Source organism: Corynebacterium sp. HMSC08A12 (assembly GCF_001807485.1).
GTDB classification, from domain to species: Bacteria; Actinomycetota; Actinomycetes; order Mycobacteriales; family Mycobacteriaceae; genus Corynebacterium; species Corynebacterium evansiae.
The window spans coordinates 20,122-45,405 of the sequence record NZ_KV789165.1 but is presented as its reverse complement, the minus strand read 5'-3'; the positions used below and the strand labels follow the sequence as shown (position 1 = coordinate 45,405).

Sequence of the window (25,284 nt, the reverse complement as noted above, 5' to 3'; positions counted from 1 at the left end):
CTGCTTTCCGGCACCCCGCCGCTACTTCGCCATCTCCGCCGCGACCTCGGCGCACTCCTTGCGCCCGCACGTCGCGCTCTCCGGGTCCGCGGCGCACTCCTCGCACAGCAGGATCTGCTCGCGGCACTGCTCGTTCACGCAGTTGTGGAAGTCGTTAGTCGCGTGGCCACACGCCCGGCAGCGGCCCAGCGTAGCGGCGTCATCACTAAATTCCATGTGCATGCGCCCGTCGAAAACATACAGGGAACCCTCCCAAAGCCCCTTGTCCCCGTACTTTTCGCCGTAGCGGACGATGCCGCCGTCGATCTGGTAGACCTCTTCGAACCCGCGGTTCTTCATCAGCGAGCTTAGGATTTCGCAGCGGATGCCGCCCGTGCAGTATGTGACAACCGGCTTGCCCTTCAGGTCGTCGTATTTACCGGATTCGATCTCGCCGATGAAGTCGTGGGTGGTGCGCACGTCCGGCACGATGGCGTTCTTGAACTTGCCGATCTCCGCCTCCATGGCGTTGCGCCCGTCGAAGAAGACAACCTCGTCGCCGCGCTCCTCCACCAGCTTGTTTACTTCCTCCGGCTTCAGGTGCACGCCGCCGCCGATCACGCCGTTTTCGTCCACCTTCAGCTCGTCGGGGGCGCCGAAGGCCACAATCTCGTCGCGCACCTTCACGGACAGGCGCGGGAAGTCGTCGGCCGAGCCCGCGGACCACTTGAACTCCATCTTCTTGAAGCCGGGGAATTCGCGGGTGCGGCGCACGTACTGCTTGCAACTGGCCAGCGAGCCGCCGACGGTGCCGTTGATGCCGTGCTTGCTGATGAGGATGCGCCCCTTAAGCTCCAGCTGTTCGCATAGCGCACGCTGCCACAACATCACCGCGGTCGGGTCGTCGATCGGGGTGAAGCAGTAGTACAGCAGAATTCGGGTTTCGTTGAGGTCAGTTGCGCTATGTCCCATACCTCGGATTTTAGGGCTACTGCCCTTCTTCTGCGAAAACCGTCGGCCGCACCTCGATATACCCAGCGGCCTCTTCGGCACGCTGCCGGGCCTGGTCGATGTCCTCGGCGGTGGCCACTGCCACTCCCATTCGCCGCCGCGAGAGTGCCCGGGGCTTGCCGAATAGGTAGACGTTGGTTTCTTCTACTGCCATTGCCTTATTGACGCCCACGTACTCAATATCGCCGTCGTGCTTATCCTCGCAGCGGATTACGGCGGAGGCTCCCGGGGAGATCAGCGTGGTATCGATCGGCAGCCCCAGGATGGCGCGTGCGTGCAGGTCGAATTCAGAGAACCGCTGGGTGCCGAGGGTGACCATGCCCGTATCGTGCGGGCGGGGGCTGACCTCGGAGAAGTAGACGTCGTCGCCCTTGACGAACAGCTCCACGCCGTAGACTCCGCGGCCTCCCAGGGCGGTGGCGATGCGGGCGGCGATGCTGCGGGCGGTATCTAGCGCATCCTCGGACATGTGCGCGGGCTGCCAGGATTCCACGTAGTCGCCGCGGTCCTGGCGGTGGCCGATGGGCTCGCAGAACCATGTGGCTTCCCGGCCGGTGGCGGGGTCGATGGAGCGTACGGCCAGGATGGTGACCTCGTAGTCGAAGGGGATGTACTGCTCGACCATGACGCGCTGGACGTTGGTGCGGGAGTGCTTGAGGGCTGCGTTCCAGGCTGCCTCCAGTTCGTCCACTCCCCCGACGTAGCTTTGGCCTGCGCCGGAGCTACTCATGACTGGCTTGACCACGCACGGGTAGCCGATTTCCTCGGCGGCGCGGGCGAGTTCGTCAGCGGTGGAGGCGAAGCGGAAGGTGCTGTTCGGCAGGCCCAGCTTGTCGTGGGCGAAGGTGCGGATGCCTTCGCGGTTCATGGTCAGGCGGTTGGCCAGGGCGGTCGGTACTACGGAGGCCACCTCGTTGGCCTCTAGTTCCTGCAGCACGTCGGCGGGAATGGTCTCCGAATCCGGGACGACGAAGTGCGGGCCGACCTCGCGGACCAGCTGGCGGATGGCGTCCTCGTCGTGAATGTCCAGCACGTGGGCCTTGTTGGCCACGAGGTGCGCGGGCGCGCCGACGTAGCGATCCGCGGCGTGCACCTCCACGCCCAGGCGTTGCAGGGCGATGGCGAGCTCCCGCCCCAGCTCGCTGGCTCCGAGCAGGAGGACCTTGAGGGAGGAGGGAGTCAGTGGAGTACCAATTGCCTCGGGAGTGTACATAGTCTTTCACCTTACTTATGCCCACATACTTACGCTGTCAGGCCCGCCCGGCCCGCGCGCGCCAGCCCCGCCCGGCCTGCGTGCCAGCTCCGCCGCCTTACGCTGCCAGCCCCGTGCATCCCGCGTACCAGCCCCGCCGCGTGCGAGCTTGTAGCCCGCGCGGCCTGATGGGATGATCGGTTTATGAGTGAAATGCAGCCGAACCCCCAGCGTCACAGCTCCCTCCCCTGCTCCCGCCGCTCGTTTCTGCGCGGGGTGGCCGTAGCCACCGCAGCCACCGCCTCCGGCGCCCTGCTGGCAGCCTGTGCCGGCGAGGAGGTTGTGGCGAAGGCCGATGCCGCGGACCTGGAGGTCGGCGGCGCGACAATTCTGGACGGCTGGGTGCTCTCCCGCCCCGGAGAGAACGAGTACAAGGCGTTCTCCACCTCTTGCCCGCACGCCGGTGGCACCATCAACTCCATTGAGAAATCCGGAGACGTAACCGTGGCGGTCTGCCCGAAGCACATGTCCAAGTTCGACGTCGCCACTGGCGATGTGCTGGAAGGCCCCTCCCGCGACCCGATGGTCCCGGCCAAGAAGGTCGAGCGCAACGGCGACTCGATCGAGATTACGGACTAGTTCGCTGCGCTCGGCGGAACTAACCCGGCGCAACTAGCCCGGCGGGACTAGCCCGCCATATCAATCCGCAGATCGCTGACCTGCGCTGCAAAGCGCGCGTCGTGGCAGGTCCACAGCACCGTCGGCGCGCTCTGCGTGTGCCGCGTGCCCTGCCTGCCCGGCGCGCCCGCGCTACCAGGTTCGCCCAGCGCGCCAGATCCGCCCCGCCCGATCATCCGCGCATACTCGCCACCCGCGTAGCGGTGCATCAGCTCCGCCAGCTCGCGGTAACCCAGCACGTCCAGCCCCACGGTCGGTTCGTCCAGCATCACCAGGTCCGCGCCGCGCACCATCGCCGCCGCGACCAGCATGATCCGCCGCTTCGCCGCGGGCACGTCCAGCGGATGGGTGTTCGCCCACCTGCCCAGCCGGGCGAAGTCTATTGCCGCTTCGGCCAGCTCCTCGCCCGCCCCCACGGCCAGCTCCTCGGCCACGGTCCGGCAGGTCACCGCCTGATCCATCTGCGTGGGCGCCCAGCCCTTCAGCCCCTCCGCGCGCAGCGTTCCCCGGTACTTCAGCAACCCCAGCGCGCCCAGGAATAGGGTCGTCTTGCCGCACCCGTTCGGCCCGGCCAGGTGCACCACCCGACCTGCGGGAACCTCCAGGTTTATGGGGCCGACGCCACCCCGGCGGAAAACCACATCCCGCGCCAGCAGGGCCGTCCCCGTGCTCCCCTGCTCGGTGATCTCCGGAGCCACCGACTCGGCTGCAGGTTTCGGCGCGGGGGAATCGGTCAGGGTGCCGTCGGCTAGCAGGCGCTGGTGCGAGGGGGCGTCATCACTTAAGGGCGAACCCGCACGATCGTAAACGGTGACGGGCCCCGGAAAGTCCGCAATGGTGCGGCGCAGGGTGTCAACGGCGGCGGCGTCCAGGCCGTCGAGGGGGCAGTCGAGCACCAGCGCTTCGGGGCGGGCCAGCAACGCGGCGGCAATGGCCACGCGGCGGGTCTGGCCGGTGGACAGGGTGGCGGGATTCTGCTCAGCCTGGTCTTCCAGTCCCCATAGGCGCAGGGCGGTCTCCACGCGCTGTTGCATCTCGGTCCGCGGCACCCCGCGCTGCTCCATGGGGAACGCGAGCTCTTCGGCGACCGTGTTGCGCAGCAGGGAAATGTGCGCGCTGGCCTCGTTGCCAACCCATGCCGCGCCCGTCTTTTCTGCGTGCGCCCAGGCGTGTTCGGATAGTCCGACGCCACTATCTCCCCAGATGAAGGTACTCAAAGGCATTGTTCGCGCGGGATCTTTCTGGTCGTTCGCTAGTGCTTGCGTTTACTGGTGCCCATAGCCCAGCTAGTGCACTGCCCACCAGCATCCCACCACCAGGGCAGCGATGGCCAGCAGGCGGACCGCCCAGTCCAGGGCAGTATCCGGGACGGGGCGCAGTACGGTACGCGGGCCGGGCTCGCCGATGCCGGTGCGCTGCAGCGGGCGGGCGCGGGTGGCGGCATCGTCCACCATGCCGACGATCAGCGGCAGGATCATGCGGCACTTCGCCCCCAAAGTGGAAACGTCCACGCCGCGGGAGGCGCGAACCTGCTGGATTGTCAGCCAGCGGGCACGGGCCAGCGGCAGCAGCCGGGCGGTCGCGCCGACGACGTACACCAGCTTGGCGGGCAGGCGCGGCTGGACGGTGCGCATCAGCTGGTCGAGGTTTACGAAGCTGCCGATGGTCAGGCCGATGGTGGTGGCGGCTAGGAAACGGCCGCCCAGAGAGAGGGCGATCTGCAGGCCGTCGCGGGTGATGATCCACCAGCCGGGCTCCTGGCCAAAGGGGGCGTACATCAGGCCGAAGCCGATGAAGGCCGGTAGGCCTAAGAGGTTGGCTGCCAGGAAGGGACGACGGGGCGTCGAGAAGAAAAGAGCCACAAGGGCGCACAGACCCCACGCGAAAGCACTCACGGCGAGGCTATCGGCGACGAGGACGAAGATCACCCCGCTGGCGGCGAGGGTGAGGTAGGTCAGTGGGTTCATGCGGTCTTGTCTGCTGCGGCGGTGTGGTCGGCAGGGGCGCTGCCGTCCTTGCCCACCGGTGCGAAGGTGCGGCGTGTGCGCTGCGGCAGGGCGCGGATGACCAGGTAGATGATGGTGAACACGATCAGCTTATCGAGCGGGTCGGAGGTCCAGGACTGCAGGAAGACGGCCGTCATCGGCTCGAAGCCCAACGTCCGGTAAGCAGTGACCAACAGCCCCGTGCCCGTGCCTGCGGTGCCGCCGAAGATGAAGGAGGCGATAGGCGCGGAAAGAAGGGCCGTCAGGAAGCCAATAAGCAACGCGGACAAGCCGATTCTCCAATACGCACCCGTCCACCACTTGCCCAGCAGGCCAGCGCAGACGCCGACAAAGGCATAGGCCGCAGCGAAACCCACAACGGTCGGGTTGAACGTGCCCCACACCAGGGCAGACAGCACGCCGGTGACCAGACCCGCCCACGGGCCGGCCAGGGCGCCGACCAGCACGGTGCCGATGGAATCCAGGTACAGCGGCAGTGGCAGGCCCATGTTGCCGATAATGTGGCCGAGGATGACGTTGATGGCCAGGGCGACCGGCAACAGCGCCAGGGTGCGCACGGGCAGGCGCGGGATCACGGCAATCAGTGCGAGGATGGCGGGGACGACGAAGCCGACCAGGGCGATCGTGGAACTCTTGGAGTCTGCGAGGGACTCGTAGTTGGAGTCGCTGGGCTGCCAGATGACGAGGGTCAGCCAGGTGGCGACAATGATGATCGCGGCTAGACCGAGCAGTACATAAGTGGCTTTTTGTGACAGGGGGCGCATGGGGTGGAACCTCAAATTTCGGAAGTCTTCACACAGGCCAGCGCGGGCTGGGCACAACGTCTATGTCACCTCGACGTTCCGCCCGCGAATCACCCCGCATGGCCAGTGGTTTTGATGTCGTTTAAATGCTTACAGCCTGCGGACCCGATGCACAAATCGCAGGACTTTAGGCGGGGCGATTCGGCGGGTTTTCGGATACGAGGGCGGGGGTTCTGGAACCCCGAATTAAGTGATCTAGTTGACAGACTAAGCTGTCTATTCTTAAATAGTTGAGCAAGCGACCCACGCACCGGCGAAGGCATTGCCTCGCCACTTGTGTGCGCCTTCTGGAGCCCCGGGAAAGGCGCACCCGCGCGGGAACCGCACTGGCAAGAATTCCATACAGCTAAACAGCTTTACAGCTTTACAGCTAGACACAGCCCCGCTTGGCGGGGCCACTAGGAAAAGGAAGACAGGAAAGACAATGACTTTCAACGCAACCGTCGCCGGGGTACCGCGCATCGGACCCGACCGCGAGCTAAAGAAGGCTCTCGAGGGATACTGGCGCGATAACTCCACCGGCCGCAACCTGGCAACCACCGCAACTCGCCTGGTCAATGACTACACCGACGAGCTGCTGGCCGCTGGCCTGGATTCCGCAGCGTTCTCCGGCCGCTCTTTCTACGACGCAGTGCTGGACACCACCGCCCTGCTGGGCCTGCTGCCCGAGCGCGTCGCCGACATCGCGGACCACGACAACGACGGCCTGCCGCGCTTCATCGACCGCTACTTCGCCGCCGCCCGCGGCACCAAGGAGCTGCCGGCCTCCGCAATGACGAAGTGGTTCGACACGAACTACCACTACATCGTCCCGGAGCTATCCAAGGACTCCCGCGTAGAGCTGGACGATTCCGCATTCCTCGAGGACATCCGCGACCAGGTCACCCGCGCAGGCGAGGCCGTTCGTCCGGTGCTGGTTGGCCCGCTGACGTACCTGGCGCTGTCCCGCACCGTCGATGGTTCTGATGCCTTCGCTCACCTCGAGGAAATTTTTGACGCCTACTCCCGCTTGCTCAAGCGCATCGCAGATCGCGGCGTGAAGTGGGTGCAGTTCGACGAGCCGATCCTGGTCACCGACTTCGCTTACGCTGATGCGGCCGCCAACGAGGATCTGCTGAAGCACACCCGCGCTGGCTACGAGAAACTGGTTGAGGCTGCGGGCGCTGGCGATGAGGGCGTCAACCTCCTTATCCAGACCTACTTCGGCGACGGCAACGCAGCCATCGAGCTGCTGAGCGGCTCCGGTGTGGCTGCCTTCGGCGTGGACCTGGTCACCGGTGGCGCTGCCGCTGCCGAGCTGCCCGCCTGGAACGGCAAGGAGCTGCTGGCTGCGGGTGTTGTGGATGGCCACAATGTCTGGCGCACCGACCTGGACGCAGCGCTGAAGACCCTGCAGGGCCTGAAGGAGCGCGGCCCGGTTGCCGTCTCCACGAGCTGCTCCCTGCTGCACGTGCCTTACTCCCTGCAGCGCGAGCAGAACCTGAACGCCGAGGTGCAGAAGTGGCTGGCCTTCGGTTCCGAGAAGATCCGCGAGGTCGCAGCCCTGTCCCGCGCCCTGCGCGGCGAGCAGACCGAGGCCGACGAGCAGCTGTTCGCCGAGACCCGCGAGGCCATCGAGGACCGCAAGAACTCCACCCTGACCCACAACGCCGCCGTGCGCGAGCGCCAGGATGCCGTAACCGACGCCGACCGTCGCCGCGACTCCATCGAGGCCCGCCGCGAGGCACAGAAGGCAGAGCTGAACCTGCCGCCGCTACCGACCACCACCATCGGCTCCTTCCCGCAGACCACGGAGATCCGCCAGGCGCGTGCGAAGCACCGCAAGGGCGAGATCGACGACGCAGCCTACACCCAGGCGATGAAGGACGAGGTCGCGGACGTTATCAAGCGCCAGGAAGAGCTGGGCCTGGACGTGCTGGTGCACGGCGAGCCGGAGCGTAACGACATGGTGCAGTACTTCTCCGAGCAGCTGGACGGCTACCTATCCACCGAGCACGCTTGGGTGCAGTCCTACGGCTCCCGCTGCGTGCGCCCGCCGATCATCTTCGGTGACGTTTCCCGCCCGCACGCCATGACCGTCGACTGGTACAAGGTTGCAGCTGACCTGACCGACAAGCCGGTCAAGGGCATGCTGACCGGCCCGGTGACCATGCTGGCTTGGTCCTTCGTGCGTGACGACCAGCCGCTGGGCGAGACCGCCGACCAGGTTGCTCTGGCTCTGCGCGACGAGATCGACGACTTGATCGCCGCTGGCGCTCGCGTGGTGCAGGTGGACGAGCCCGCTATCCGCGAGCTGCTGCCACTGCGCAAGGAGCAGCAGCCGGACTACCTGAAGTGGGCCGTTGGCTCCTTCCGCCTGGCTACCTCCGGCGCGGAGAACAAGGTGCAGATCCACACCCACATGTGCTACTCCGAGTTCAACGAGCTGATCGACACGGTCTCCAACCTGGACGCCGACGTGACCTCCATCGAGGCCGCCCGCAACGGCATGCAGGTTCTGGCTGCGCTGAAGGACGAGGGCTACGAGCTGGGCGTTGGCCCGGGTGTATGGGACATCCACTCCCCGCGCGTGCCGAAGCAGCAGGAGGTCGACGACCTGCTGTCCGCCGCCCTGGATTCCGTGGACCCCTCCCTGCTGTGGGTTAACCCGGACTGTGGCCTGAAGACCCGCGGATGGGAAGAGACCACTGCCTCCTTGGAGGTTCTGGTGTCTGCCGCTAAGAAGGCCCGTGAGCGCGTCTAGTTTCGTCTAGCGCCCGCAGGCTGGCCGCTGGTTAGCTGGCCACTTCAGCTACCTGGCCACTGGTTAGCTGCGCCGCGTCGGAGACTTTTCGAAGTCCCGGCGCGGCGCTTTTGCATTTCCAGGCCATTCACCCGCCAAATAGTCCCCCTTCAGCGCCGAAAAGCACCCATCCTCCGCCAAATGTCACCCAAATGTCGCTAAAACGGGAATACGTAGGCGCTCAGCGCGGAGCCGGAAAATTTAAAACGCTCTGACCTGCGGGTTTAGACTAATGCAAATTATTGCCCTTAACGCATTCCCGTTCTAACGACATTTACCCCCTCAAAGCCCTTGATTACCGGCCTTCTAGCCCTGGCTACAGCCCTCTAAATGCCGCCCGCACACTACCCGCTCGAACTCCGCGAACACATCGGCCGGGTTCAGAGACTCGAGAATCCGGGCATTCGCCGGGCGATCCCAATACGCACCGCGCGCCTCCGCTGCCCCGCTGGTCGCAGCCCCTTCACCGGCGGAAACCTCCGCAACCCGGTCAGCCACGGTGGTGCCGCGCATGAGGGGAGAGTCGGCTTCGACGTCCACGGTGGCGTCATAAAAAGAACAAGGAACGCGCCGCAACATCACCATGGCCGCGGCGAGGTCGTGGATCTGCGCGCAATAGCCCACGCCGACCGACTGGTGGAATTCGAAGTAGAAGCGGAGGGCGTCGCCGAGGAGGGTCGCCAGCTCTGGGCGCGTGGGGCGCAGCGCTTGCTGCCACCTGCGCAAACGTTCGGGATAGAGCAGGACTTGCTCGGTGACGTTGAGCGGGCAAATCGTCGGCCGCTGGCGGGTGGCGGCGGGAGCATCGGCGGACGCAGGGGTAGAGGCGGGAGCGGCGAAGACCTCCTTCAGCGCGTGGGGGTCGACCCAGGCATTCCACTCGGCCGTAGGCGTGGTGTTCCCGGGGTAGTTAAAGGCACCGGTCATCAGGGTGACCTCGGCCCCAGCCGTGCCGCTTCCAGTCGCGCCACTCCCAGCCGCACCACCCACAGCCTCCGGCGCGTGCCGCAGCGCCCAGGCGAGGTTCGTAGCCGGGCCGGCAATCAGGATGTGCGAGGCTCCGCGCCACAACTCCACTGCTGCCCGCGCATCGCCCGCTGAGCCCGAACCATCCGCATCGCCCGCTGCGCCCGCCAAACCACCCCCATCCAGAGGCGAGTAATAGCCTAAACCTCTTTCTCCGTGCGTTTCCGGAGTAGTCGTCAATGGAACTTTCAGCGGCGCCCGCGCCCCCGCCACCACGGGCACCCCCGCCGCCCCGGCCAGCCGCAGAACCTCCGCGGAATTCACCGCTGCCTGCCCCGCGGTCGTATTCCCCGCGCTGGTCGTCACCACTAAATCAATTTCCCCGGCAGAATGCAGCCCGGCCAAATAAATCAGCGCCAGACTGTCGTCGATCCCCGTATCCACATCCGCGACAACGCGCGGCTTCTGCATTCCGGTCGACTGTAAACTTTGAATCACTGAAGTCCGAAAAACCTTCATTATTGTTTAGTTAATAGGGTTTAGGTCTTATATGATGAAGCTTATGGTGCACGACTACGGAAGCTGGCAAAAAGCTTCAAACAACTACCCACGCGGCACCGCAGCTACTCACTCAAACGAATCACTCTCTCCGAAAGCTGCGGCCCGTCGCGCAGACATTCTGGACGCCGCCCGCAAGGTGTTCACCACCGACGGCTACCACCACACTAAGCTGACGAAGATCGCGGAGGAGGCCGGCTGTTCCGTCGGCACCCTCTACACGTATTTCGAGGACCGCCAGGACCTTCTGATGAACGTGTTGGCAAGTGTGGAAAAGGACCTAAACCCCACACTCGACGACAGCTTGCTGAGCATTGATGACGCCCGCGCTACGGTGATTCACAGCAACCGGGAGTTCGTGCGCTTCTACGCAAATAATGCGGGTGCTATGAACCTGGTTGCCCAGTCTTCCCAGTTCACCCCCGAACTTGCAGATCGGCAGATGCAGATCGCTAAGCAGATGGTTGGCCGCAATCGCCGAATGCTGGAGGCGATGATTGCCAAAAACATGATCCCGCCGCTGGAGGACGTGGAGTACACCGCTGCTGCCATTGCTGCGATGTTCACCCGCTTCTGCCATGCCACCTTTGTTCAGGGCTTCTACGAGGTCACAGATGAAAACCGTGACGAGATCATAGAGCGCACGATCAAGACTCTGAGCCTCATGACTTTCCGCATGGTCGGCATGGAGGACACGAAACCCGGGGAGCTATAAGGCAAACCCGGCGCCCCCTAGCCGGCGCCATCTCTAACGATAGCGGCGCAGCGGGCGGCTCCCCGATGCGTCCGGAATGTCCAGGTGCGCGTGTTCATTGAAGCTCAGCAGCTGGGCTTTGCCTGCACTCCGGACGCTAAACACGCTCACCGAGGCGGTGAAGATGTTGTTGATCAGCCGCGTCCAGTCGGCGCCGATGAGCTCAGCCGCGCACATGGAGATCGGCCCGCCAGAGGTAACCACCACGACTGGTTGATCGCCCGCGGCAAGTGAGGTGGCGTCCGAAAAACCCTGCCTGACCTGCGCGGCAAAAGAGTCGAATGCCGGGGTGGAGCGCCACTCGCGCAGGGCGGCGTCGATGGCGCGGCCGAGCAGACGGTTGTGCTCCTTCATTCCTCGGGGGTTATCGCGCGCGGCTTCGTAGGCCCGGCGGATCTCTGCGAGCTTGTCCGGGTGGGCGCGGAAGTAGGGGGCTAGCACATCGTCGGAGCTAAACTCGCGCCACTGCTCCACAATGCGGATGGCCTGCGGTTCCAGACCCGCGGCCTCCAGTTCCGCATGAACACCTTCCGCTGTGCTGAGCTGCCGACCGAGCGGGCCGGACAACACCACCGGCTGCGCTGCGCTCTCGCCTGCGGTGCTCTCCTGCGCTGCGCCCTCCCGCGCTGCGCTAACCCGTGCCGCGCCTTCTTCCGCCGCTCCCCCGCCGCCCCCACCGATACGCGCGGCCAAGCTACGCCCGGTCGCCGCGGCTTGCTCGTGCCCGAGGGGTGTCAGACGGTCGTAGGTTTCCTCCATCGCGCCGTCTGCGACATCGCTGGTGTGCAGGCCTCCAGAGTTCGCCTGCCCATGGCGCACCAGGTACAAAATCCCCATTTTTTAGAACTCCAAACTTTTCTAAGCCTCAGGCCAGTCTCCCTCACTTACACCCGAATTTCTTTAGTTTTGCGATCCTTCATTTTTGCAGCCCGCCACCCGCTTATGATGCGAGTCACAACTCAATCCCAGCATCCCTACTCAAATCCCGTACCCAACTTTCGTACCCAACACCCGCTAAGGACCCTTGAATGAGTAAATACGACTACGCCGGGCTGACCGCCATCGTCACCGGCGGCACCCGAGGCATCGGGCACGCCACCGCACTACAGCTCGCAGCCAGTGGCGCGAACGTGGTCATCACCGGCCGCAAGCCAGAGACCGTCGTCCCTGCCGCCGAGGAACTGCAGGCAGCCGCCCGAGAGCAAAACCCGGACGCGGGTCGCGTGATCGGCATCGCCGCCCACGTTGCGGACCCGGAGGCAGCGAAGAAGGCCTGCACCCAAGCGGTCGAGGAATTCGGTCGTCTAGATGTACTCATCAACAACGCGGGCACGAACCCCGCCTTCGGCCCCGTGCACAAGCAGTCCGCGGAAATCATGACGAAGGTTTTCCAGATCAACACCATCGGGCCAGTCATCTGGACCAGTGCCGCCATCGAGGCAGGCCTCGGTAAGGCTGCCGGCACTGACACCGCTGACCGCGGCCCCGCCGGCGCGGTCGTGAACGTCTCCAGCATCGGTGCCCTGTCCATGGAGGACTACATCGGCGTGTACAACGCCTCCAAGGCCGCCCTGCTGCACCTGACCAAGCAGATGGCCCGCGAACTGGCGCCACGCATCCGCGTAAACAGCATCTCCCCCGGCGTGGTCCGCACCAAGCTCTCGGAGGCGCTGTGGAAGGAGAACGAAGACTCCACCTCCACCCTGATCCCCGCTGGCCGCATCGGCGAGCCAGAGGACATCGCCGATGCCATCGCCTTCCTGGCCGCACCCACCAGCTCCTGGCTCACCGGTGAGAACCTCGTAGTCGACGGCGGAATGCTCGTGGGCAACAAGACCATCGACGTGACCACCCCCGGAAATTCCAGCGCTAAGGATAAGCCCGCTGGCGGACAATCTGGCGTCGAAAGGTAAAACAGTGGACTTCCAGCACAGCGAACGGTCCTTGGAGTACCAAGGCAAGCTCACCGAATTCATGGATGAGTGCATCTACCCGGCCGAAGCCGTGTACGAGCAGCAGATGCGCGAATCCGGCGACCCGCACCACTTCCCCGCCATCCTCGACGAGCTAAAGGCCGAGGCGAAGAAGCGCGGCCTGTGGAACCTGTTCCACCCCCACCTCGGCGCAGGCGGTACTGGCGGAGCTGGTAGCGCTGGTAGCTCAGGTGGGGATAGCAACCGCCCCGGCCTGACCAATGCCGAATACGCGCCCCTGGCGGAGATCATGGGCCGGTCCATGCACCTCGCCCCCGAGGCCTGCAACTGCAACGCACCGGACACCGGAAACATGGAGGTCTTCGAACTCTACGGCACCGACGAGCACCGGGAAAAGTACCTGGAACCCCTGCTCAACGGCGAAATCCGCTCCGCGTTTGCCATGACGGAGCCGGGCGTGGCTTCCAGCGATGCCACCAACGTGCGCATGAGTATGGAACGCACCGACGGCGGCTACGTGCTCAACGGCCGCAAGTGGTTCACCTCCAACGGCATGCACCCGCACCTGAAGGTGATGATCGTGATGGGCAAGACCAGCCCGGACGCGGAGATTCACCGCCAGCAATCCATGCTCGCCGTGCCCGCGGACGCGCCTGGCGTGACTATCGTGCGCAACCTGCCGGTGTTCGGCTACCACGACCGCGAAGGCCACGCGGAGGTCCACTTCAAGGATGTCTTCGTGCCGGATAAGGACATCCTCGGCGGCGAGGGCATGGGCTTTAAGATCTCCCAGGATCGCCTGGGCCCGGGCCGCATCCACCACTGCATGCGCGCCATCGGAATGGCCGAGCGCGCCCTGGAGCTCATGTGCACCCGCGCTATGTCCCGCACCGCATTCGGCAAGCCTTTGGCCAACCGTGACAACATTCGCGACCAGATCGCCCAGGCTCGCATCGACATCGAGCAGGCTCGCCTGCTGACCATGAAGGCCGCCTGGATGATGGACACGGTGGGAAACAAGGCCGCCCGCCAGGAGATCGCCGCCATCAAGGTGGCCGCCCCAGCGATGGCACTGCGGATCGTTGACCAGGCCATTCAGGTACACGGCGGGGAGGGTGTCACCGACGACACTCCCCTGGCCGCCATGTGGGCGGGCCTGCGCACCCTGCGCTTGGCCGACGGCCCCGATGAGGTGCACCGCATGACCATCGCCCGAGCTGAATTGAGGAAGTATCGTGACAAGTAACTCTAGCCCTTTTTCTGACGCCCACCTGGCCAGCTGGCTGCACGACGTAGCCGGACTGGAAGGCGGCGCGGACGGCATCTCCCTGCAGCGCATCGGCGCGGGGCAATCGAACCTGACGTACCTGGCCACGGATTCCCAGGGCAAGCGCGTGGTTGTGCGCCGTCCGCCATTGGGCACGCTGACCGCCAGCGCTCACGATGTGGTCCGCGAGGGCAAGATCATGGCAGCCCTGGAGAACACGGATGTGCCGGTGCCGAAGATCTACGGCAGCTCGACGGACTGGGAGGAAAGCCGCCGTGCAAGCCGCGGTGAAGCTCACGGCGAAGGCAGCGAGCAGGTAGCCGACGTGCCGGTGATCGCCATGTCCGCCATCGACGGGGTGACCGTCAACTCCATGAAGGTTGCGGACAGCATCACGCCCGAGGTGCGCGGCAAGATCGCCGACGGGCTTATCGACGCGATGGCGGCGATCCACAGCGTGGATCTGAAGTCGGTTGGTTTGGACGACTTGGCGTCCCACAAGCCCTACGCCCCACGGCAACTACGGCGCTGGACGGGCCAGTGGGATAAGACGAAGACCCGCGAGCTGCCGGCACTGGACGAACTGACGCAGCTGCTGGTGGCGAAGATCCCGAAGCAGGACGAGACCGTGCTGGTCCACGGTGACCTGCACATCGGCAACATCATTGCGGACCCGGAGACCGGGAAAATCAACGCGGTGGTGGATTGGGAGCTGACGACGCTCGGCGATCCGCTGTCGGACATCGGCTCCCTGATGGCGTATTGGCCGGTCAAGAACGGCCTGCAGCTGCCTGGCTTCGAGGCCGCGCTGGCCGACGGGTTCCCCACCCCGGAGGCGCTGGCGGAGCGCTACCTGCAGAAGGCCGGTAAGGATACCGACCGCGACCGGCAGGCGCTGGCCTACTGGCACGTGCTGGGCCTGTGGAAGGTCGCCATCATCGTGGAGGGCGTGGTGCGCCGCGTTATGAATAACCCCTCCAACCAGGCAATTTCCGGCGCCCCGACGCAGGAAATGGTGGAGTGGATCGTTAACCAGGCGGCGGTTACGGCCCGCGAGTACGGGCTGTAGCCGCCACACTCCCCTAGTCCACCATCAGGGACTCGTCATCGCTGGCCAACAACCGGCCAGCATTCTTGCCGAGCATGAGGGTGTAGATCTGCTCAATGTGGATCAGCACCGCCATCTTCGGTGGGTTGTGCCCCTTCTCCTCAGCGAACTTCACCGCTGCTTCCCACACCGGCCCTTCGTGGAACAACTCTGCTGGACCGATAAACCGGTACCCGTCCAGCTCTGCCCAATCCACGACCGCCACAGCGGCCTTTGAACCGGCCCGTAGGTTTTCCAGGTGCTGCCGGCCGGTGTTTTCGTTGTAGATCAGCGTCTCGTCATCCCACACGCGCAGACTGCGCTTCGGGCCGATGTCCGGCAGTAGCGTCTCGCCGTCGGTCACAGTCGCCAGGTACGGCAGCTGTGCATCGATCATGTCTTTCATTTCTTGGGTTAGCTTCGCCACGAGCTTTTTCCTTTCTTCTCTCTGGCATATTCCGCACTACGCAGCCGCGTACGCGGTGTGAACTTGGATACACCAGGCACCCTACACAAAAGTTCAATACATTGTTATTGTAAAGTTCGTGTCATTGAACTTTTGGAGCTAGTTTTATGGATATTCACCCCAACGAACAACCAGCTCCAACTAGCAACAAGCTGTAAAGGACCTCTCCCCCAATGCAACCAATCGCGGCCTCGCAGCCGCGCATCGTCTACTTCTCCTCTGCCTCCGAAAACACCCGCCGATTCGTCGACAAGTTGGACATTCCCGCCCGCCGCATCCCCTTGCGGCGCAAGGAGCCGGAGCTCATCGTCGACGAGCCCTATGTGCTCATCACCCCAACCTATGGCGGAGGCGACCCGCGGAAGGCGGTGCCCAGGCAAGTCATCACCTTCCTCAACAATTCACATAACCGCTCTCTCATCAGGGGTGTGATCACCAGCGGAAACAGGAATTTCGGTACGGCATACTGCTGCGCTGGACCAACAATCGCCGCCAAGTGCCAGGTGCCGGAGCTCTATCGCTTTGAATTGCTCGGCACAGCCCGCGATGTTGCCCGTGTTCGGGAAGGCATCCGGGAGTTCTGGGATCGGACTGGCGGGGAGATGTGGCGTCCATAAGACAGAGCAATAAGACACAAGCAGAACGACACGATCGAGAACAATCAGAAAGGAAAAAATGAGCTACCTCACGCGCTCCCAAACCCCACCCCAATGGCCGCACGACCCCGCCCGGCCGCTACGGCCGGTGAATTGGAACCGGCTAGACGACCAGAAGGACCTGGAGATCTGGCAGCGGCTGACCAGCAACTTCTGGCTGCCAGAGAAAGTACCGCTGTCCAACGACCTGCCAACCTGGAACGCACTGACGGACGCAGAACGCGAGCTGACCACCAAGGTATTCACCGGGCTCACGCTGCTGGATACTGTGCAGGCGACCGTTGGTGAGATCAGCCAGATCCCGGATGCCCGCACCGAACACGAACAAGCGGTCTACGCAAACATCGCCTTTATGCAAGCCGTTCACGCGCGCAGCTACAGCAGTGTGTTCAGCACGATGTGCAGCAGCGAGGAAATCAACGCCGCCTATACCTGGGCCATCGGTAACCCAGCCCTGCAGCGCCGAGCGACGGCAGTGATGCAGCACTACTACGGGGACGACCCACTCAAGCGGAAGGTTGCCGCCACGCTACTGTCTTCCCTGCTGCTATACGCCGGGTTCTACCTACCGCTGTGGTTTAGCTGCCGTGGCACGCTGATGAATACAGCCGACATGATCCGGTTGATCCTGCGTGACAAGGCCGTCCACGGGTACTACTCGGGATACAAATTCCAGCGAGGGCTGGAGGCCCACCCGGAGCGCTCGGCGGAACTCGAGGAGTTCACATTCACACTAGTGGAGGAACTTCTGGAGTTAGAGAAGGAGTACTCCGGAGATCTGTACGGCGAAGCTTTAGCCGACGAGAAATCGCTGATCGACGGCGTGATGGCCTTCGTGCACTACAACGCGGATAAGGCGCTGATGAATCTGGGGTATCCACCGCAATACGAGGAAGAAGCGGCGAAAACGGAGCCGGAGATCATCGCCGCCCTGGCGCCGGATTCCAACGAAACACACGACTTCTTTAGCGGCTCCGGATCCTCCTACGTGATCGGGCGGGCGGAATCAACGGAGGAGGATGACTGGGATTTCTAGCGCCGCTAGGCCTTAGCTGCCACGGGCACGTTCTTCAGATCCTTGCGCAGGATCTTGCCCGTGCTGGACTTCGGGATCGCGTCGATGAACTCGACCATGCGGATCTTCTTGTACGGGGTCACGCGCTCAGCAACCCACTCCATGAGTGCCTCCGCACTCACGGCCGGGTCGTTCGGGTCCACACCCTGCTGCAGCACCAGGAATGCACGTGGCAGCTCTTCGCCGTCGGATTCGCGCAGGTAACCGACCACGGCCGCATCGGCGATGGCCTCGTGGGTCATCAGCAGCGCTTCCAGCTCGGCCGGGGCAACCTGATAACCCTTGTACTTGATCAGTTCCTTCATGCGGTCGACCACGTAGGCATTGCCCAGGTGGTCTAGGTTCGCGATGTCGCCGGTGCGCAGCCATCCGTCGGGAGTGATGGTGTTGGCGGTGGCTTCCTCGTTGTTGAGGTAACCGAGCATGACCTGCGGGCCGCGCACCCACATTTCACCTTCGATGGAACGCTCGCCCTCGTTCGCAGGCGGGTGGATCTCCTCGAGGTCTTCTGTCGTGATGTCCACGATCTTTACCTCCGTGTTGGAGACCGGCAGGCCGATGGAATCCAGTGGCGTAACGCCGACGTCGCTCACGCTGGTCACGGGGCTGGTTTCGGTCATGCCGAAGCCCTGCAGGATGCGCACGCCCAGGCGGCTGGCCACGGCGTCTGCAAGCTGCCCGTCCAGGGCCGCCGCGCCGGAAAGTACGGTCTCCAGGGAGCCGATGTCGAACTTGTCCACCAGCGGGTGCTTGGCCAGCGCCACGGCGATCGGCGGGGCGATGAAGGTAAACGTGATGCCGTGCTTCTGGTGAGCTGCCAGGAACTTCTCCAGGTCGAAGCTGGGCATGGTCACCACGTGGGCGCGCACGTACAGGCAGGAGTTCAGCAGGACATTCATGCCGTAGATGTGGAAGAACGGCAGCACGCACATCACCACGGAGTCGCGGTCCAGGCCGTTGGGACCGAGCCGCACGCCGATCTGCAGAATGTTCGCCACGAGGTTGCGGTGGCTCAGACGCACGCCCTTCGGCACACCCGTGGTGCCCGACGAGTACGGCAGCACCGCCACGTGGGTCGCCGGGTCGATGGTGACTTCGGGCGCGGGGCGGCCCTCCCCCACGAGCGCCTTGAGGCCAGTTGCTTCGTCGGTGAGGTCGATGATGTTGCCCGGGTCGATCCCTGCCTCTTCTGCACCTTGGACGCCCGCTTCTCCCAGCAGCTTGGTCGTCAGCACATACGTCGCACCTGAGTCCTTAAGCTGTTTTGCCACGTCGTGAGCGTTCAGTAGTGACCCCAAGGTAGTAACAGTTGCCCCGGCGCGGAGAATTCCATGGAAGGCGACCGCGAAGGCGAGGCTGTTCGGGCAGTGCAGCCCGACGACTACGCCTGGCTTGACTCCGCGTTCGGCCAGTGCGCCCGCGAAGGCGTCAATAAGAGCCTTGAGTTCCCCGTAGGTGGTTTGCGATCCCGTGGCGTCGTCCGTGATGGCGATGCGACCAAGGTCTTCTTCGGCGATGTTGCCGAAAAGTACGTCGTAGATTGTGCTGTTCGGGATGTCGATTTCCTGCTGTGGGCTCTGGATCGGCATGGTTTCACTCCTTGTAACCGGGGCCTGCGCTTGCAATGTAAGACAAACCTTAAGCGAGTGACGTGCATCACGTTGCCGAACAAGTATTTTCCTTTTAAAAATATTCGGATCTTTCCGGCGTTCACCCCCGTAGCTCCTCAGTAGACTCGAGGTCATGCAGGACAATCGTGCCCACCTCAAGCCTCTCCCCGTACCACCGCTGGATGCCACGCTGCCCGCGCTCCGCCATGCGGTCTCTGCCGTCGCGGATGCCGATACGCTGGCCGCCACGGAGCGAACCATCGAGGACTTCCAAGCCAACCAGGGCCCCGCCCTGCAGTCCGCCTTGGAGGCCTTCGCCGCCGACCGCGACGCCGCGAACAGCAGCTGGCTGGCAGACCACTGGCTCCGCGATTACCTGACCGTTCGCACGCCGCTACAGACCACCTCGAACGTGGGCTTCCAGATCAACCTGCGCACGGAGACCTCTGGGTTGGATCGTGCCGTGGACATCCTGCGCGCCCTGGCGCTGGTGCACCTGAAGCAGGCCGATGGTTCGATGCCGGAGGAGGTCGACGGCCGCGGCAATCCGCTGGACGCCAACCAGTGGCGCTGCTTCAACGGTGCGCTGCGCATCCCCCGCCCAGACTGCGATGAGGTCACCTTCAGCGAGCTCGGCACCGCATCCCGCAGCATCGGCATGATCGTGGATGGCCACGTGTTCGACCTGCGCATCACGGACGAGCAGGGGCGCCTAGCCTCTCGGGAGCAGCTGCGCGCCATCCTGGAGGTGCTGCGTACTAACTCCGACACCGCCGGGAGCACCACCGGCGACCCTGCCGCTCCCGCCCTGGACTCTCGCCTTTCCTACCTCGGCTCCGCGGCTCTGGCGGAGGTTCCGCTCCCCGCGGAGACTCAGGCCACCCTGCGCGATCAACTTTTCGCGCTGCACCTGATCGACGATGCGCAGGCCACCGACGCCGACCTGCTGCGCGACCTCACTTTCGCCCCCGGCCACGCCTGGGTTTACAAGCCACTGACGTATGAAATCAACCTGGCCAGCAATTTTGCGGCCATGCACGTGGAGCATTCGACGGTCGATGGAGCCACGCTCGTGGAGGCGGTGCGTCGGGTGCAGGAGGCTGTGGATAGTGACGCCCCTACGTCCCCAAGCGCCGACGCGGATGTCACCCCAGCTGATGTCGCTCCGCTGAAACTATCCCCGGTTACGCCTGCCGCCTCCATTCCCACCGGCGACGAATACGCCGTAGAAATCATCGAGGTGCCGAAACTGGCGAAGGAGGAGCTTCCATTTAAGTTCAGTGCCGATGCGATGAGCCAGCTGATTCTCTCCATCGCGCAACTGCTGACCTTCGGCCGCATCCGCGCGGTGTACGAGGCCGTGGATATGCGCGAGTACAAGGCCGGCCGCACGGAATGCCTGCGCGCGGTCACCCCGGAGGCCGTGGCTTTCTCTAAGCAGCTCGTCGCCGGCAAGCCGACTGTCGAGGCCCTGCAGGAGGCCCTGAATGCCCACCGCAACTGGGTGATTGGCTGCAAGACTGGTCGTGGCATCGATCGCCACCTGTGGGCGCTGTCTTTCACCTCGGAGAAGCAGTCCGGCGCTCCCCTGGCGCTGCTGGCGGATCCGGGCGTCAAAGCCGCCCGCACGGACTTCCTGTCCACCACCTCGATCGGTAGCGATGCGCACATCATCCGCTATGTTTTCGCCCCCACTATCCCCAATGGTTTCGGCGTGAACTACACGCCGAAGGCCACCAGCATCGAGTACTGCCTGACCTTCAACCGCGACAAGGCGGAGCAGCCGAAGCAGTTCCAGGCCAACCTCACCCGCGCGGCGGAACTGCTGGCCGCCTTCCTGCGTACGCTCTAGCGCGCTCTAGCGCAGCGCCCTAACTCTCCGCGACGTCGTTGATGACGATCGTCTGGTCGCGACCCGGACCCACGCCGATGTAGGAGATCCGGCAGCCGGACAGCTCCTCCAGACGCTTGACGTAATCCTGCGCCTTCTGCGGCAGTTCCTCGAAGGTCTTGCAGTCCGTGATGTCCTCGTCCCACGCGGGCATGGTCTCGTAGATCGGGGTTGCGTGGTGGAACTCGGTCTGCGTCATCGGCATCTCGTCGTGGCGCACACCGTCCACGTCGTAGGCTACGCAGATCGGGATTTCGCCGATGCCGGTCAGCACGTCCAACTTCGTCAGGAAGTAGTCGGTGAAGCCGTTCACGCGGGAGGCGTAGCGGGCGATCACGGAATCGTACCAGCCGCAGCGGCGCTTGCGCCCGGTGTTCACGCCGACCTCGCCGCCGGTGGTCTGCAGGAACTCGCCCCACTTGTCGAACAGCTCCGTTGGGAACGGACCGGCACCCACGCGCGTGGTGTAGGCCTTGATGATGCCCAGCGATGCGGTAATGCGCGTCGGACCAATGCCCGTGCCCACGCATGCGCCGCCAGTGGTGGGGTTAGAGGAAGTCACGAAGGGATACGTGCCGTGGTCCACGTCTAGCATCGTGGCCTGGCCGCCCTCCATCAGCACAGACTTACCGGCGTCCAGAGCTTGGTTCAGCTCCGTCGTCGCATCGATCAGCATCGGCTTGAGGCGATCGGCGTAGGAGAGGAAGTAATCCACAACCTCGTCCACGTCCACGGCGCGACGGTTGTAGATCTTCACCAGGATCTGGTTCTTCTGGTCCAGCGCGGATTCGATCTTCTGGCGCAGGATGGATTCGTCCAGCAGGTCCTGGGCGCGGATGCCCACGCGGGAGACCTTGTCGGCGTAGGTCGGGCCGATGCCGCGGCCGGTGGTGCCGATGGCGCGCTTGCCCAGGAAGCGCTCGGCCACGCGGTCGATGGCCACGTGGTAGGGAGCCACCAGCTGTGCATTGGCGGAAACGCGCAGGCGGGAGGCGTTTGCGCCGCGAGCTTCCAGTCCGTCGATCTCCTCGAACAGTGCCTCCAGGTTCACCACGCAACCGTTGCCGATGATGGGCGTGGCGTTTTCGGAAAGCACGCCTGCGGGCAGCAGCTTGAGCTCGTACTTCTCGCCGCCGACGACGACGGTGTGGCCGGCGTTGTTGCCACCGTTGGGCTTGACTACGTAGTCGACCTTCCCGCCCAGAATGTCGGTAGCTTTGCCCTTACCTTCGTCGCCCCACTGGGCGCCTACGACGATGATCGCTGCCATGGAAACTAAAACACGTCCTCTGCGTTGGTACTTCTGTACTCATGGGTGTAGCCCCGCGCCATGCATTTACTGCATCTTCTGTCGCTGCTGTAGCTTCAGTTAGAGATCGGGCGGGGCACCTAGACGTTTCTCCATTCTAGTACCTCGCCGGTGCTTGTGGCACAGCTATGGTGGGTTTCTATGTTGTTTATGTTGCGTTGCGATGTCCCCGCCAGCGATCGGCTGCGCGATCCCGTGTTGCCGGGCGAGGCCGTGGAGTGCCTCGATCTGTCTGCCATTCCGAAGCGCAAGGAGCTGCGTTTCCTGGATGATCTGGAGCGGTTCGTAGTGGGCTCCACCCCGTCTTTAGAAGAGATGATGCAGCGCCCCGACGCTCCCCACTTGGGCGCCCCGCAGCCAGACCCGCACGAGGTCAGCGAGCGCGTGCGCGTGATCGTGCAGGGTAGCGATGCTGCCCTGGCCGCTGTGGTGTCCAAGTTGATGCGCATTGATGCCCTGTGGGTCGAGGTCGGTTTTATCCCTTCTGGTTCTTCGGCGGTCGCTCTTTCGTGGGGTCTGGACGCCACCTTCTCCCCCGCCGAGCACCTCACCTTCGCGCTGGCTTCCCCGGCTGTGCCGACTCCGGTGATCCGCGACGACCATGGCGTGGTGACGTTGGGAGCGGCGGAGGTCACTGGGCCGGTGCGCTCGGCTGGTAAGGCAGGTTCGGCAGGCGAATCCGAGGGGACGGCGGAGATGATCGGCGAGGTGATCGTCGATTCCGAGGTTCTGTACGAGCAGGCGAAAGCGGGCACCAGCGATTTCAACAATGGTGTGCGATTGGTTCCCACACCGGATGCTCCGGGGTTGGCTGCGGTGCAGCGGCCGCCGTTGCCCCGTAAGGGCTGGTTTGGGCGCATAAAGAAGCCCCGCAGTACCGTCTCTCCGACGGTGCTGCGGGGGCGGGCCTTACAGGCCGGTGGGGTGGATCTGGCGGTCACCCGTGACGGAGTGCGCCATCCCCGCCCGCTGAAGTCGGTGACGTTTTACCGCCACCTGCGGGATGGGCAGTTCGTGCGCAACTAAGCGTGCCCGCAGTTAGCGGACGTAGCCGTGGTCGCGGGCCCAGTTGTACAGACCGAACAGGCCAGCGCCGATGGCAATCGTTCCGAACAGGGCGGCGAGGAAGTAGCCGAATGGGCTGGAACCGGTGATGCTGCTGGAACCGCTGGAACCGTTGCTAGAGCCGCTCAGAGATCCGAACAGTCCGCCGCTGGAACCGCTGCTAGAACCACTGGAGCCAGTGCTGCCGCCGTTATCGCTCGGCTTGTCCTGCTCCTTGATGGTCACCTTCAACGTCGTGGTGGTGGTCGATCCATCCGGGTAGGTGATGACGACCGGGACATCGTAGTCGCCCAGCTCAACTTCCTTGCTCGGCTTCAGGGTGACGGTGCCGTCCTCGTTGACGGTGGCCCACTCCGGGGCTCCCTCACCAAGAGCGAACTCTGCATCGTCAGCCACGTCAGCCGGCGGAGCGACGGTGGTTTCGCTACCCTGCTTCACGTCGGCAGCGGGGTAAGTCGGGTTATGCAGCTCGTTGGTCGGCTTCACGGTGACGGTGATGTTCACGGTCGTGTCGTCGCCGGAACCGTCCTCATAGGAGACCTTCACCGGAACGGTGTACTCCTTGGCCTCAATCTCCAAGCCCGGCTTGGCGGTGACGGTGCCGTCCGGGTTGACGGTGATCCACGACGGTACGCCCTCGCCAGCCTCGAAGGTCGCACCCTCAGCCACATCGGTCGGAGCCGGAGCAGTCACTTCGTCGCCCTGCTTCACAGTCACATCCGAGTAGGTCGGATCGTGGATCTCGCTAGCGTACTTCACGGTCACGGTGACCACGGCGGTAGTGCGGTCAGCAGAGTCATCTCCATAGATGACCGTCACCGGGATCTGGTACTCACCCGGCTCAACATTACGGTCCGGACGTGCCTCGATGCTGCCGTCCTTGTTCAGAGTAACCCAGCTCGGCGCGCCTGCGCCCAGGGAGTATTCGGCGTCCGCAGTGCTGTCCTCAGGAGCAGCAACGGTGGCGGACTCTTCCTGCTTTACCGCGATCGGCTCGTAGGTCGGATCGTGGATCTCGTTGATGGCGCGCTCCGTGACCGTGACCTTCAGCTCGGCATTGTCGGTAGTGCCATCGGGGTAGGTGACGGTAACCGGGACCGTGTAGTCCTTCGCATCAACCTCGCCGCCCGGGTTCAGCTGGACAGCGCCCTTGTCGTCGATGGACGCCCAGTCCGGAGCGCCCTCAGCCAAGGCAAACGTGGTGCCGTCCGGCATGCCTTCGATGGCAGGAGTCTTTGCGGAACGGTTGGCCTGCACGGTGATGCTGCCAAACTCCGGGGAGTAAATCTGGTTGTCCGGCTTCTTGGTCACGGTCACCTTGGCATTTGCTTCGTCGGTAGACCCATCGTCGTAAGTGACGACAACTGGAACGGTATATTTCTTGTCTTCGGTCTCCAGGGTCGGCTTTGCCTCGATGGAGCCGTCCTCGTTGACGGTGACCCACTCCGGCGCGCCCTCACCACGGGTAACCTTCGCGCCCTCCGGCAGTCCCTCCGGGGCAGGGATGGTAGAGGTGCTTTCCTGTTCGACGGTGGCCTCACCGAACTGCGGATCGTGTAGCTCGTTGGTGTGGGTAACCTTCACGTGGACGTTAACCACGGTATCGCCCTTGGACTGGTCCGGGTAGCTGACGACAACCGGAACAGTGTAGTCGCCCGGCTTCACTTCCCGGCTAGGTTTTACGGTGACGGTGCCATCTTCAGCAACGGTGGCCCATTCCGGTGCATTTTCTCCAGCTGCAAACTTTGCGCCCTCGGCAACGTCCTTTGGAGCTTCGACAGTCTCCTCATCCAGCTGCTTAACAGTCACTTCCTCGTACTGCGGATTATACTGCTCCGCGAGAGGCTTCCTCTCCACATTGACCTTCACAACGGTGTTGTCCGTGGAAGAATCCGGGTAGGTAACAACAACCGGAACTTCGTAGTCGCCGGGTTCCACTGCCAGGCCCGGCTTGACAGTGACGGTGCCGTCCTCAGCGACAGTTGCCCACTCCGGAGCGTCGGCGCCCTTGGCGTAAGCGGTGCCCTCTGGAGCATCGGCAGAGTTCTTCGAGGTGGCGGTATCCGCCTGCTTGACCTCGATGGGAGCATAATTTGGCTCGTTGAAATCTGCAGCCTCACCGACTTGAGTTACTCCCAGAGGCTTGTACTGGTCAGTCATGCATGTGACCTTTATACCCGCTGATCCTCCGACCG

General features: G+C 63.9%; 21 protein-coding genes. 10 read left to right on the top strand and 11 right to left on the bottom strand.

Annotated elements, in window-relative coordinates:
- Positions 1 to 21: 21 nt before the first annotated feature.
- Both HMPREF3166_RS00575 and purT read right to left on the bottom strand, forming a co-directional pair.
- Entirely contained in the window at positions 22 to 951 is a 930-nt protein-coding gene (locus tag HMPREF3166_RS00575; RefSeq protein ID WP_070487232.1) for an oxygen-dependent tRNA uridine(34) hydroxylase TrhO, read from the bottom strand.
- 16 nt (positions 952 to 967) lie between these two features.
- Entirely contained in the window at positions 968 to 2,203 is a 1,236-nt protein-coding gene (gene purT / locus HMPREF3166_RS00570) for a formate-dependent phosphoribosylglycinamide formyltransferase (protein WP_070487231.1), read from the bottom strand.
- 183 nt (positions 2,204 to 2,386) lie between these two features.
- Between purT and HMPREF3166_RS00565 the strand changes: the two genes are divergently transcribed.
- A complete protein-coding gene (locus tag HMPREF3166_RS00565; RefSeq protein WP_049049896.1) occupies positions 2,387 to 2,821 on the top strand; it encodes a Rieske (2Fe-2S) protein in 435 nt (144 codons plus the stop codon).
- 47 nt (positions 2,822 to 2,868) lie between these two features.
- Here the strand turns inward: HMPREF3166_RS00565 and HMPREF3166_RS00560 are convergent, their stop codons facing one another.
- The 3 genes from HMPREF3166_RS00560 to HMPREF3166_RS00550 form a co-directional block, all read right to left on the bottom strand.
- Entirely contained in the window at positions 2,869 to 4,083 is a 1,215-nt protein-coding gene (locus HMPREF3166_RS00560; RefSeq protein WP_049049897.1) for an ATP-binding cassette domain-containing protein, read from the bottom strand.
- Between the two features lie 63 nt (positions 4,084 to 4,146).
- On the bottom strand, positions 4,147 to 4,827 hold the full coding sequence (locus HMPREF3166_RS00555) for an energy-coupling factor transporter transmembrane component T (protein WP_049049898.1): 681 nt from the start codon (positions 4,825 to 4,827) through the stop codon (positions 4,147 to 4,149).
- The gene (locus tag HMPREF3166_RS00550; protein ID WP_049049899.1) at positions 4,824 to 5,630 is read right to left on the bottom strand and encodes a glycosyl transferase family 9; all 807 of its coding nucleotides are present in this window, start codon (positions 5,628 to 5,630) and stop codon (positions 4,824 to 4,826) included. Before HMPREF3166_RS00550 ends, HMPREF3166_RS00555 begins: the two co-directional genes overlap by 4 nt.
- Before the next feature lie 463 nt (positions 5,631 to 6,093).
- Between HMPREF3166_RS00550 and metE the strand changes: the two genes are divergently transcribed.
- Positions 6,094 to 8,412 carry a 5-methyltetrahydropteroyltriglutamate--homocysteine S-methyltransferase gene (gene metE / locus HMPREF3166_RS00545; RefSeq protein WP_070487230.1) on the top strand — a complete coding sequence of 773 codons (2,319 nt, stop codon included), beginning with the start codon at positions 6,094 to 6,096 and terminating at the stop codon, positions 8,410 to 8,412.
- 345 nt (positions 8,413 to 8,757) lie between these two features.
- Here metE and HMPREF3166_RS00540 read toward each other — a convergent pair whose 3' ends face one another.
- On the bottom strand, positions 8,758 to 9,936 hold the full coding sequence (locus HMPREF3166_RS00540; protein ID WP_070487229.1) for a nucleoside hydrolase: 1,179 nt from the start codon (positions 9,934 to 9,936) through the stop codon (positions 8,758 to 8,760).
- Positions 9,937 to 9,967: 31 nt separating this feature from the next.
- On the opposite strand from HMPREF3166_RS00540, the gene HMPREF3166_RS00535 reads away from it, so the two are divergent.
- Entirely contained in the window at positions 9,968 to 10,690 is a 723-nt protein-coding gene (locus HMPREF3166_RS00535; protein WP_246816883.1) for a TetR/AcrR family transcriptional regulator, read from the top strand.
- Between the two features lie 33 nt (positions 10,691 to 10,723).
- On the opposite strand, the gene HMPREF3166_RS00530 is transcribed toward HMPREF3166_RS00535, so the two are convergent.
- On the bottom strand, positions 10,724 to 11,566 hold the full coding sequence (locus HMPREF3166_RS00530) for a histidine phosphatase family protein (protein ID WP_070487228.1): 843 nt from the start codon (positions 11,564 to 11,566) through the stop codon (positions 10,724 to 10,726).
- 191 nt (positions 11,567 to 11,757) lie between these two features.
- On the opposite strand from HMPREF3166_RS00530, the gene HMPREF3166_RS00525 reads away from it, so the two are divergent.
- The 3 genes from HMPREF3166_RS00525 to HMPREF3166_RS00515 are packed head-to-tail and all read left to right on the top strand — an operon-like array spanning position 11,758 to position 14,999.
- Positions 11,758 to 12,642 carry an SDR family oxidoreductase gene (locus tag HMPREF3166_RS00525; protein ID WP_070487227.1) on the top strand — a complete coding sequence of 295 codons (885 nt, stop codon included), beginning with the start codon at positions 11,758 to 11,760 and terminating at the stop codon, positions 12,640 to 12,642.
- 4 nt (positions 12,643 to 12,646) lie between these two features.
- Entirely contained in the window at positions 12,647 to 13,909 is a 1,263-nt protein-coding gene (locus HMPREF3166_RS00520; RefSeq protein WP_035004829.1) for an acyl-CoA dehydrogenase family protein, read from the top strand.
- Complete coding sequence (locus HMPREF3166_RS00515; RefSeq protein WP_070487226.1) at positions 13,899 to 14,999, top strand: phosphotransferase family protein; 1,101 nt, start codon at positions 13,899 to 13,901, stop codon at positions 14,997 to 14,999. Before HMPREF3166_RS00520 ends, HMPREF3166_RS00515 begins: the two co-directional genes overlap by 11 nt.
- A 13-nt stretch (positions 15,000 to 15,012) precedes the next feature.
- Here the strand turns inward: HMPREF3166_RS00515 and HMPREF3166_RS00510 are convergent, their stop codons facing one another.
- Complete coding sequence (locus HMPREF3166_RS00510; RefSeq protein WP_034987205.1) at positions 15,013 to 15,444, bottom strand: pyridoxamine 5'-phosphate oxidase family protein; 432 nt, start codon at positions 15,442 to 15,444, stop codon at positions 15,013 to 15,015.
- Positions 15,445 to 15,656: 212 nt separating this feature from the next.
- Here HMPREF3166_RS00510 and nrdI point away from each other — a divergent pair, with 212 nt between their 5' ends.
- Both nrdI and nrdF read left to right on the top strand, forming a co-directional pair.
- The gene (gene nrdI / locus HMPREF3166_RS00505) at positions 15,657 to 16,100 is read left to right on the top strand and encodes a class Ib ribonucleoside-diphosphate reductase assembly flavoprotein NrdI (RefSeq protein ID WP_070487225.1); all 444 of its coding nucleotides are present in this window, start codon (positions 15,657 to 15,659) and stop codon (positions 16,098 to 16,100) included.
- Between the two features lie 58 nt (positions 16,101 to 16,158).
- The gene (nrdF, locus tag HMPREF3166_RS00500) at positions 16,159 to 17,175 is read left to right on the top strand and encodes a class 1b ribonucleoside-diphosphate reductase subunit beta (protein ID WP_065422298.1); all 1,017 of its coding nucleotides are present in this window, start codon (positions 16,159 to 16,161) and stop codon (positions 17,173 to 17,175) included.
- A 5-nt stretch (positions 17,176 to 17,180) separates the two neighbouring features.
- Here nrdF and HMPREF3166_RS00495 read toward each other — a convergent pair whose 3' ends face one another.
- Entirely contained in the window at positions 17,181 to 18,803 is a 1,623-nt protein-coding gene (locus HMPREF3166_RS00495) for an AMP-binding protein (RefSeq protein ID WP_070487224.1), read from the bottom strand.
- Between the two features lie 154 nt (positions 18,804 to 18,957).
- On the opposite strand from HMPREF3166_RS00495, the gene HMPREF3166_RS00490 reads away from it, so the two are divergent.
- Entirely contained in the window at positions 18,958 to 20,676 is a 1,719-nt protein-coding gene (locus HMPREF3166_RS00490) for a choline/carnitine O-acyltransferase (protein ID WP_070487223.1), read from the top strand.
- 19 nt (positions 20,677 to 20,695) lie between these two features.
- On the opposite strand, the gene HMPREF3166_RS00485 is transcribed toward HMPREF3166_RS00490, so the two are convergent.
- Positions 20,696 to 21,985: an adenylosuccinate synthase gene (locus tag HMPREF3166_RS00485; protein WP_070487222.1), complete on the bottom strand. Its 1,290-nt coding sequence runs from the start codon at positions 21,983 to 21,985 to the stop codon at positions 20,696 to 20,698.
- A gap of 180 nt (positions 21,986 to 22,165) precedes the next feature.
- Between HMPREF3166_RS00485 and HMPREF3166_RS00480 the strand changes: the two genes are divergently transcribed.
- On the top strand, positions 22,166 to 23,050 hold the full coding sequence (locus HMPREF3166_RS00480; protein WP_070487221.1) for a hypothetical protein: 885 nt from the start codon (positions 22,166 to 22,168) through the stop codon (positions 23,048 to 23,050).
- Positions 23,051 to 23,062: 12 nt separating this feature from the next.
- On the opposite strand, the gene HMPREF3166_RS00475 is transcribed toward HMPREF3166_RS00480, so the two are convergent.
- The gene (locus HMPREF3166_RS00475; protein WP_168160713.1) at positions 23,063 to 25,249 is read right to left on the bottom strand and encodes a Rib/alpha-like domain-containing protein; all 2,187 of its coding nucleotides are present in this window, start codon (positions 25,247 to 25,249) and stop codon (positions 23,063 to 23,065) included.
- Positions 25,250 to 25,284: the final 35 nt, after the last annotated feature.

What these genes read in the sequence shown, in the direction of transcription:
- HMPREF3166_RS00550 (WP_049049899.1), bottom strand. Translation starts at nt 5,630, where the DNA reads ATGCGCCCCCTGTCACAAAAAGCCACTTATGTACTGCTCGGTCTAGCC.
- HMPREF3166_RS00530 (WP_070487228.1), bottom strand. Translation starts at nt 11,566, where the DNA reads ATGGGGATTTTGTACCTGGTGCGCCATGGGCAGGCGAACTCTGGAGGC.
- HMPREF3166_RS00475 (WP_168160713.1), bottom strand. Translation starts at nt 25,249, where the DNA reads ATGACTGACCAGTACAAGCCTCTGGGAGTAACTCAAGTCGGTGAGGCT.
- HMPREF3166_RS00575 (WP_070487232.1), bottom strand. Translation starts at nt 951, where the DNA reads ATGGGACATAGCGCAACTGACCTCAACGAAACCCGAATTCTGCTGTAC.
- HMPREF3166_RS00525 (WP_070487227.1), top strand. Translation starts at nt 11,758, where the DNA reads ATGAGTAAATACGACTACGCCGGGCTGACCGCCATCGTCACCGGCGGC.
- metE (WP_070487230.1), top strand. Translation starts at nt 6,094, where the DNA reads ATGACTTTCAACGCAACCGTCGCCGGGGTACCGCGCATCGGACCCGAC.
- HMPREF3166_RS00540 (WP_070487229.1), bottom strand. Translation starts at nt 9,936, where the DNA reads ATGAAGGTTTTTCGGACTTCAGTGATTCAAAGTTTACAGTCGACCGGA.
- HMPREF3166_RS00485 (WP_070487222.1), bottom strand. Translation starts at nt 21,985, where the DNA reads ATGGCAGCGATCATCGTCGTAGGCGCCCAGTGGGGCGACGAAGGTAAG.
- HMPREF3166_RS00555 (WP_049049898.1), bottom strand. Translation starts at nt 4,827, where the DNA reads ATGAACCCACTGACCTACCTCACCCTCGCCGCCAGCGGGGTGATCTTC.
- HMPREF3166_RS00495 (WP_070487224.1), bottom strand. Translation starts at nt 18,803, where the DNA reads ATGCCGATCCAGAGCCCACAGCAGGAAATCGACATCCCGAACAGCACA.
- nrdF (WP_065422298.1), top strand. Translation starts at nt 16,159, where the DNA reads ATGAGCTACCTCACGCGCTCCCAAACCCCACCCCAATGGCCGCACGAC.
- HMPREF3166_RS00565 (WP_049049896.1), top strand. Translation starts at nt 2,387, where the DNA reads ATGAGTGAAATGCAGCCGAACCCCCAGCGTCACAGCTCCCTCCCCTGC.
- HMPREF3166_RS00560 (WP_049049897.1), bottom strand. Translation starts at nt 4,083, where the DNA reads ATGCCTTTGAGTACCTTCATCTGGGGAGATAGTGGCGTCGGACTATCC.
- nrdI (WP_070487225.1), top strand. Translation starts at nt 15,657, where the DNA reads ATGCAACCAATCGCGGCCTCGCAGCCGCGCATCGTCTACTTCTCCTCT.
- HMPREF3166_RS00535 (WP_246816883.1), top strand. Translation starts at nt 9,968, where the DNA reads ATGATGAAGCTTATGGTGCACGACTACGGAAGCTGGCAAAAAGCTTCA.
- HMPREF3166_RS00480 (WP_070487221.1), top strand. Translation starts at nt 22,166, where the DNA reads ATGTTGTTTATGTTGCGTTGCGATGTCCCCGCCAGCGATCGGCTGCGC.
- purT (WP_070487231.1), bottom strand. Translation starts at nt 2,203, where the DNA reads ATGTACACTCCCGAGGCAATTGGTACTCCACTGACTCCCTCCTCCCTC.
- HMPREF3166_RS00490 (WP_070487223.1), top strand. Translation starts at nt 18,958, where the DNA reads ATGCAGGACAATCGTGCCCACCTCAAGCCTCTCCCCGTACCACCGCTG.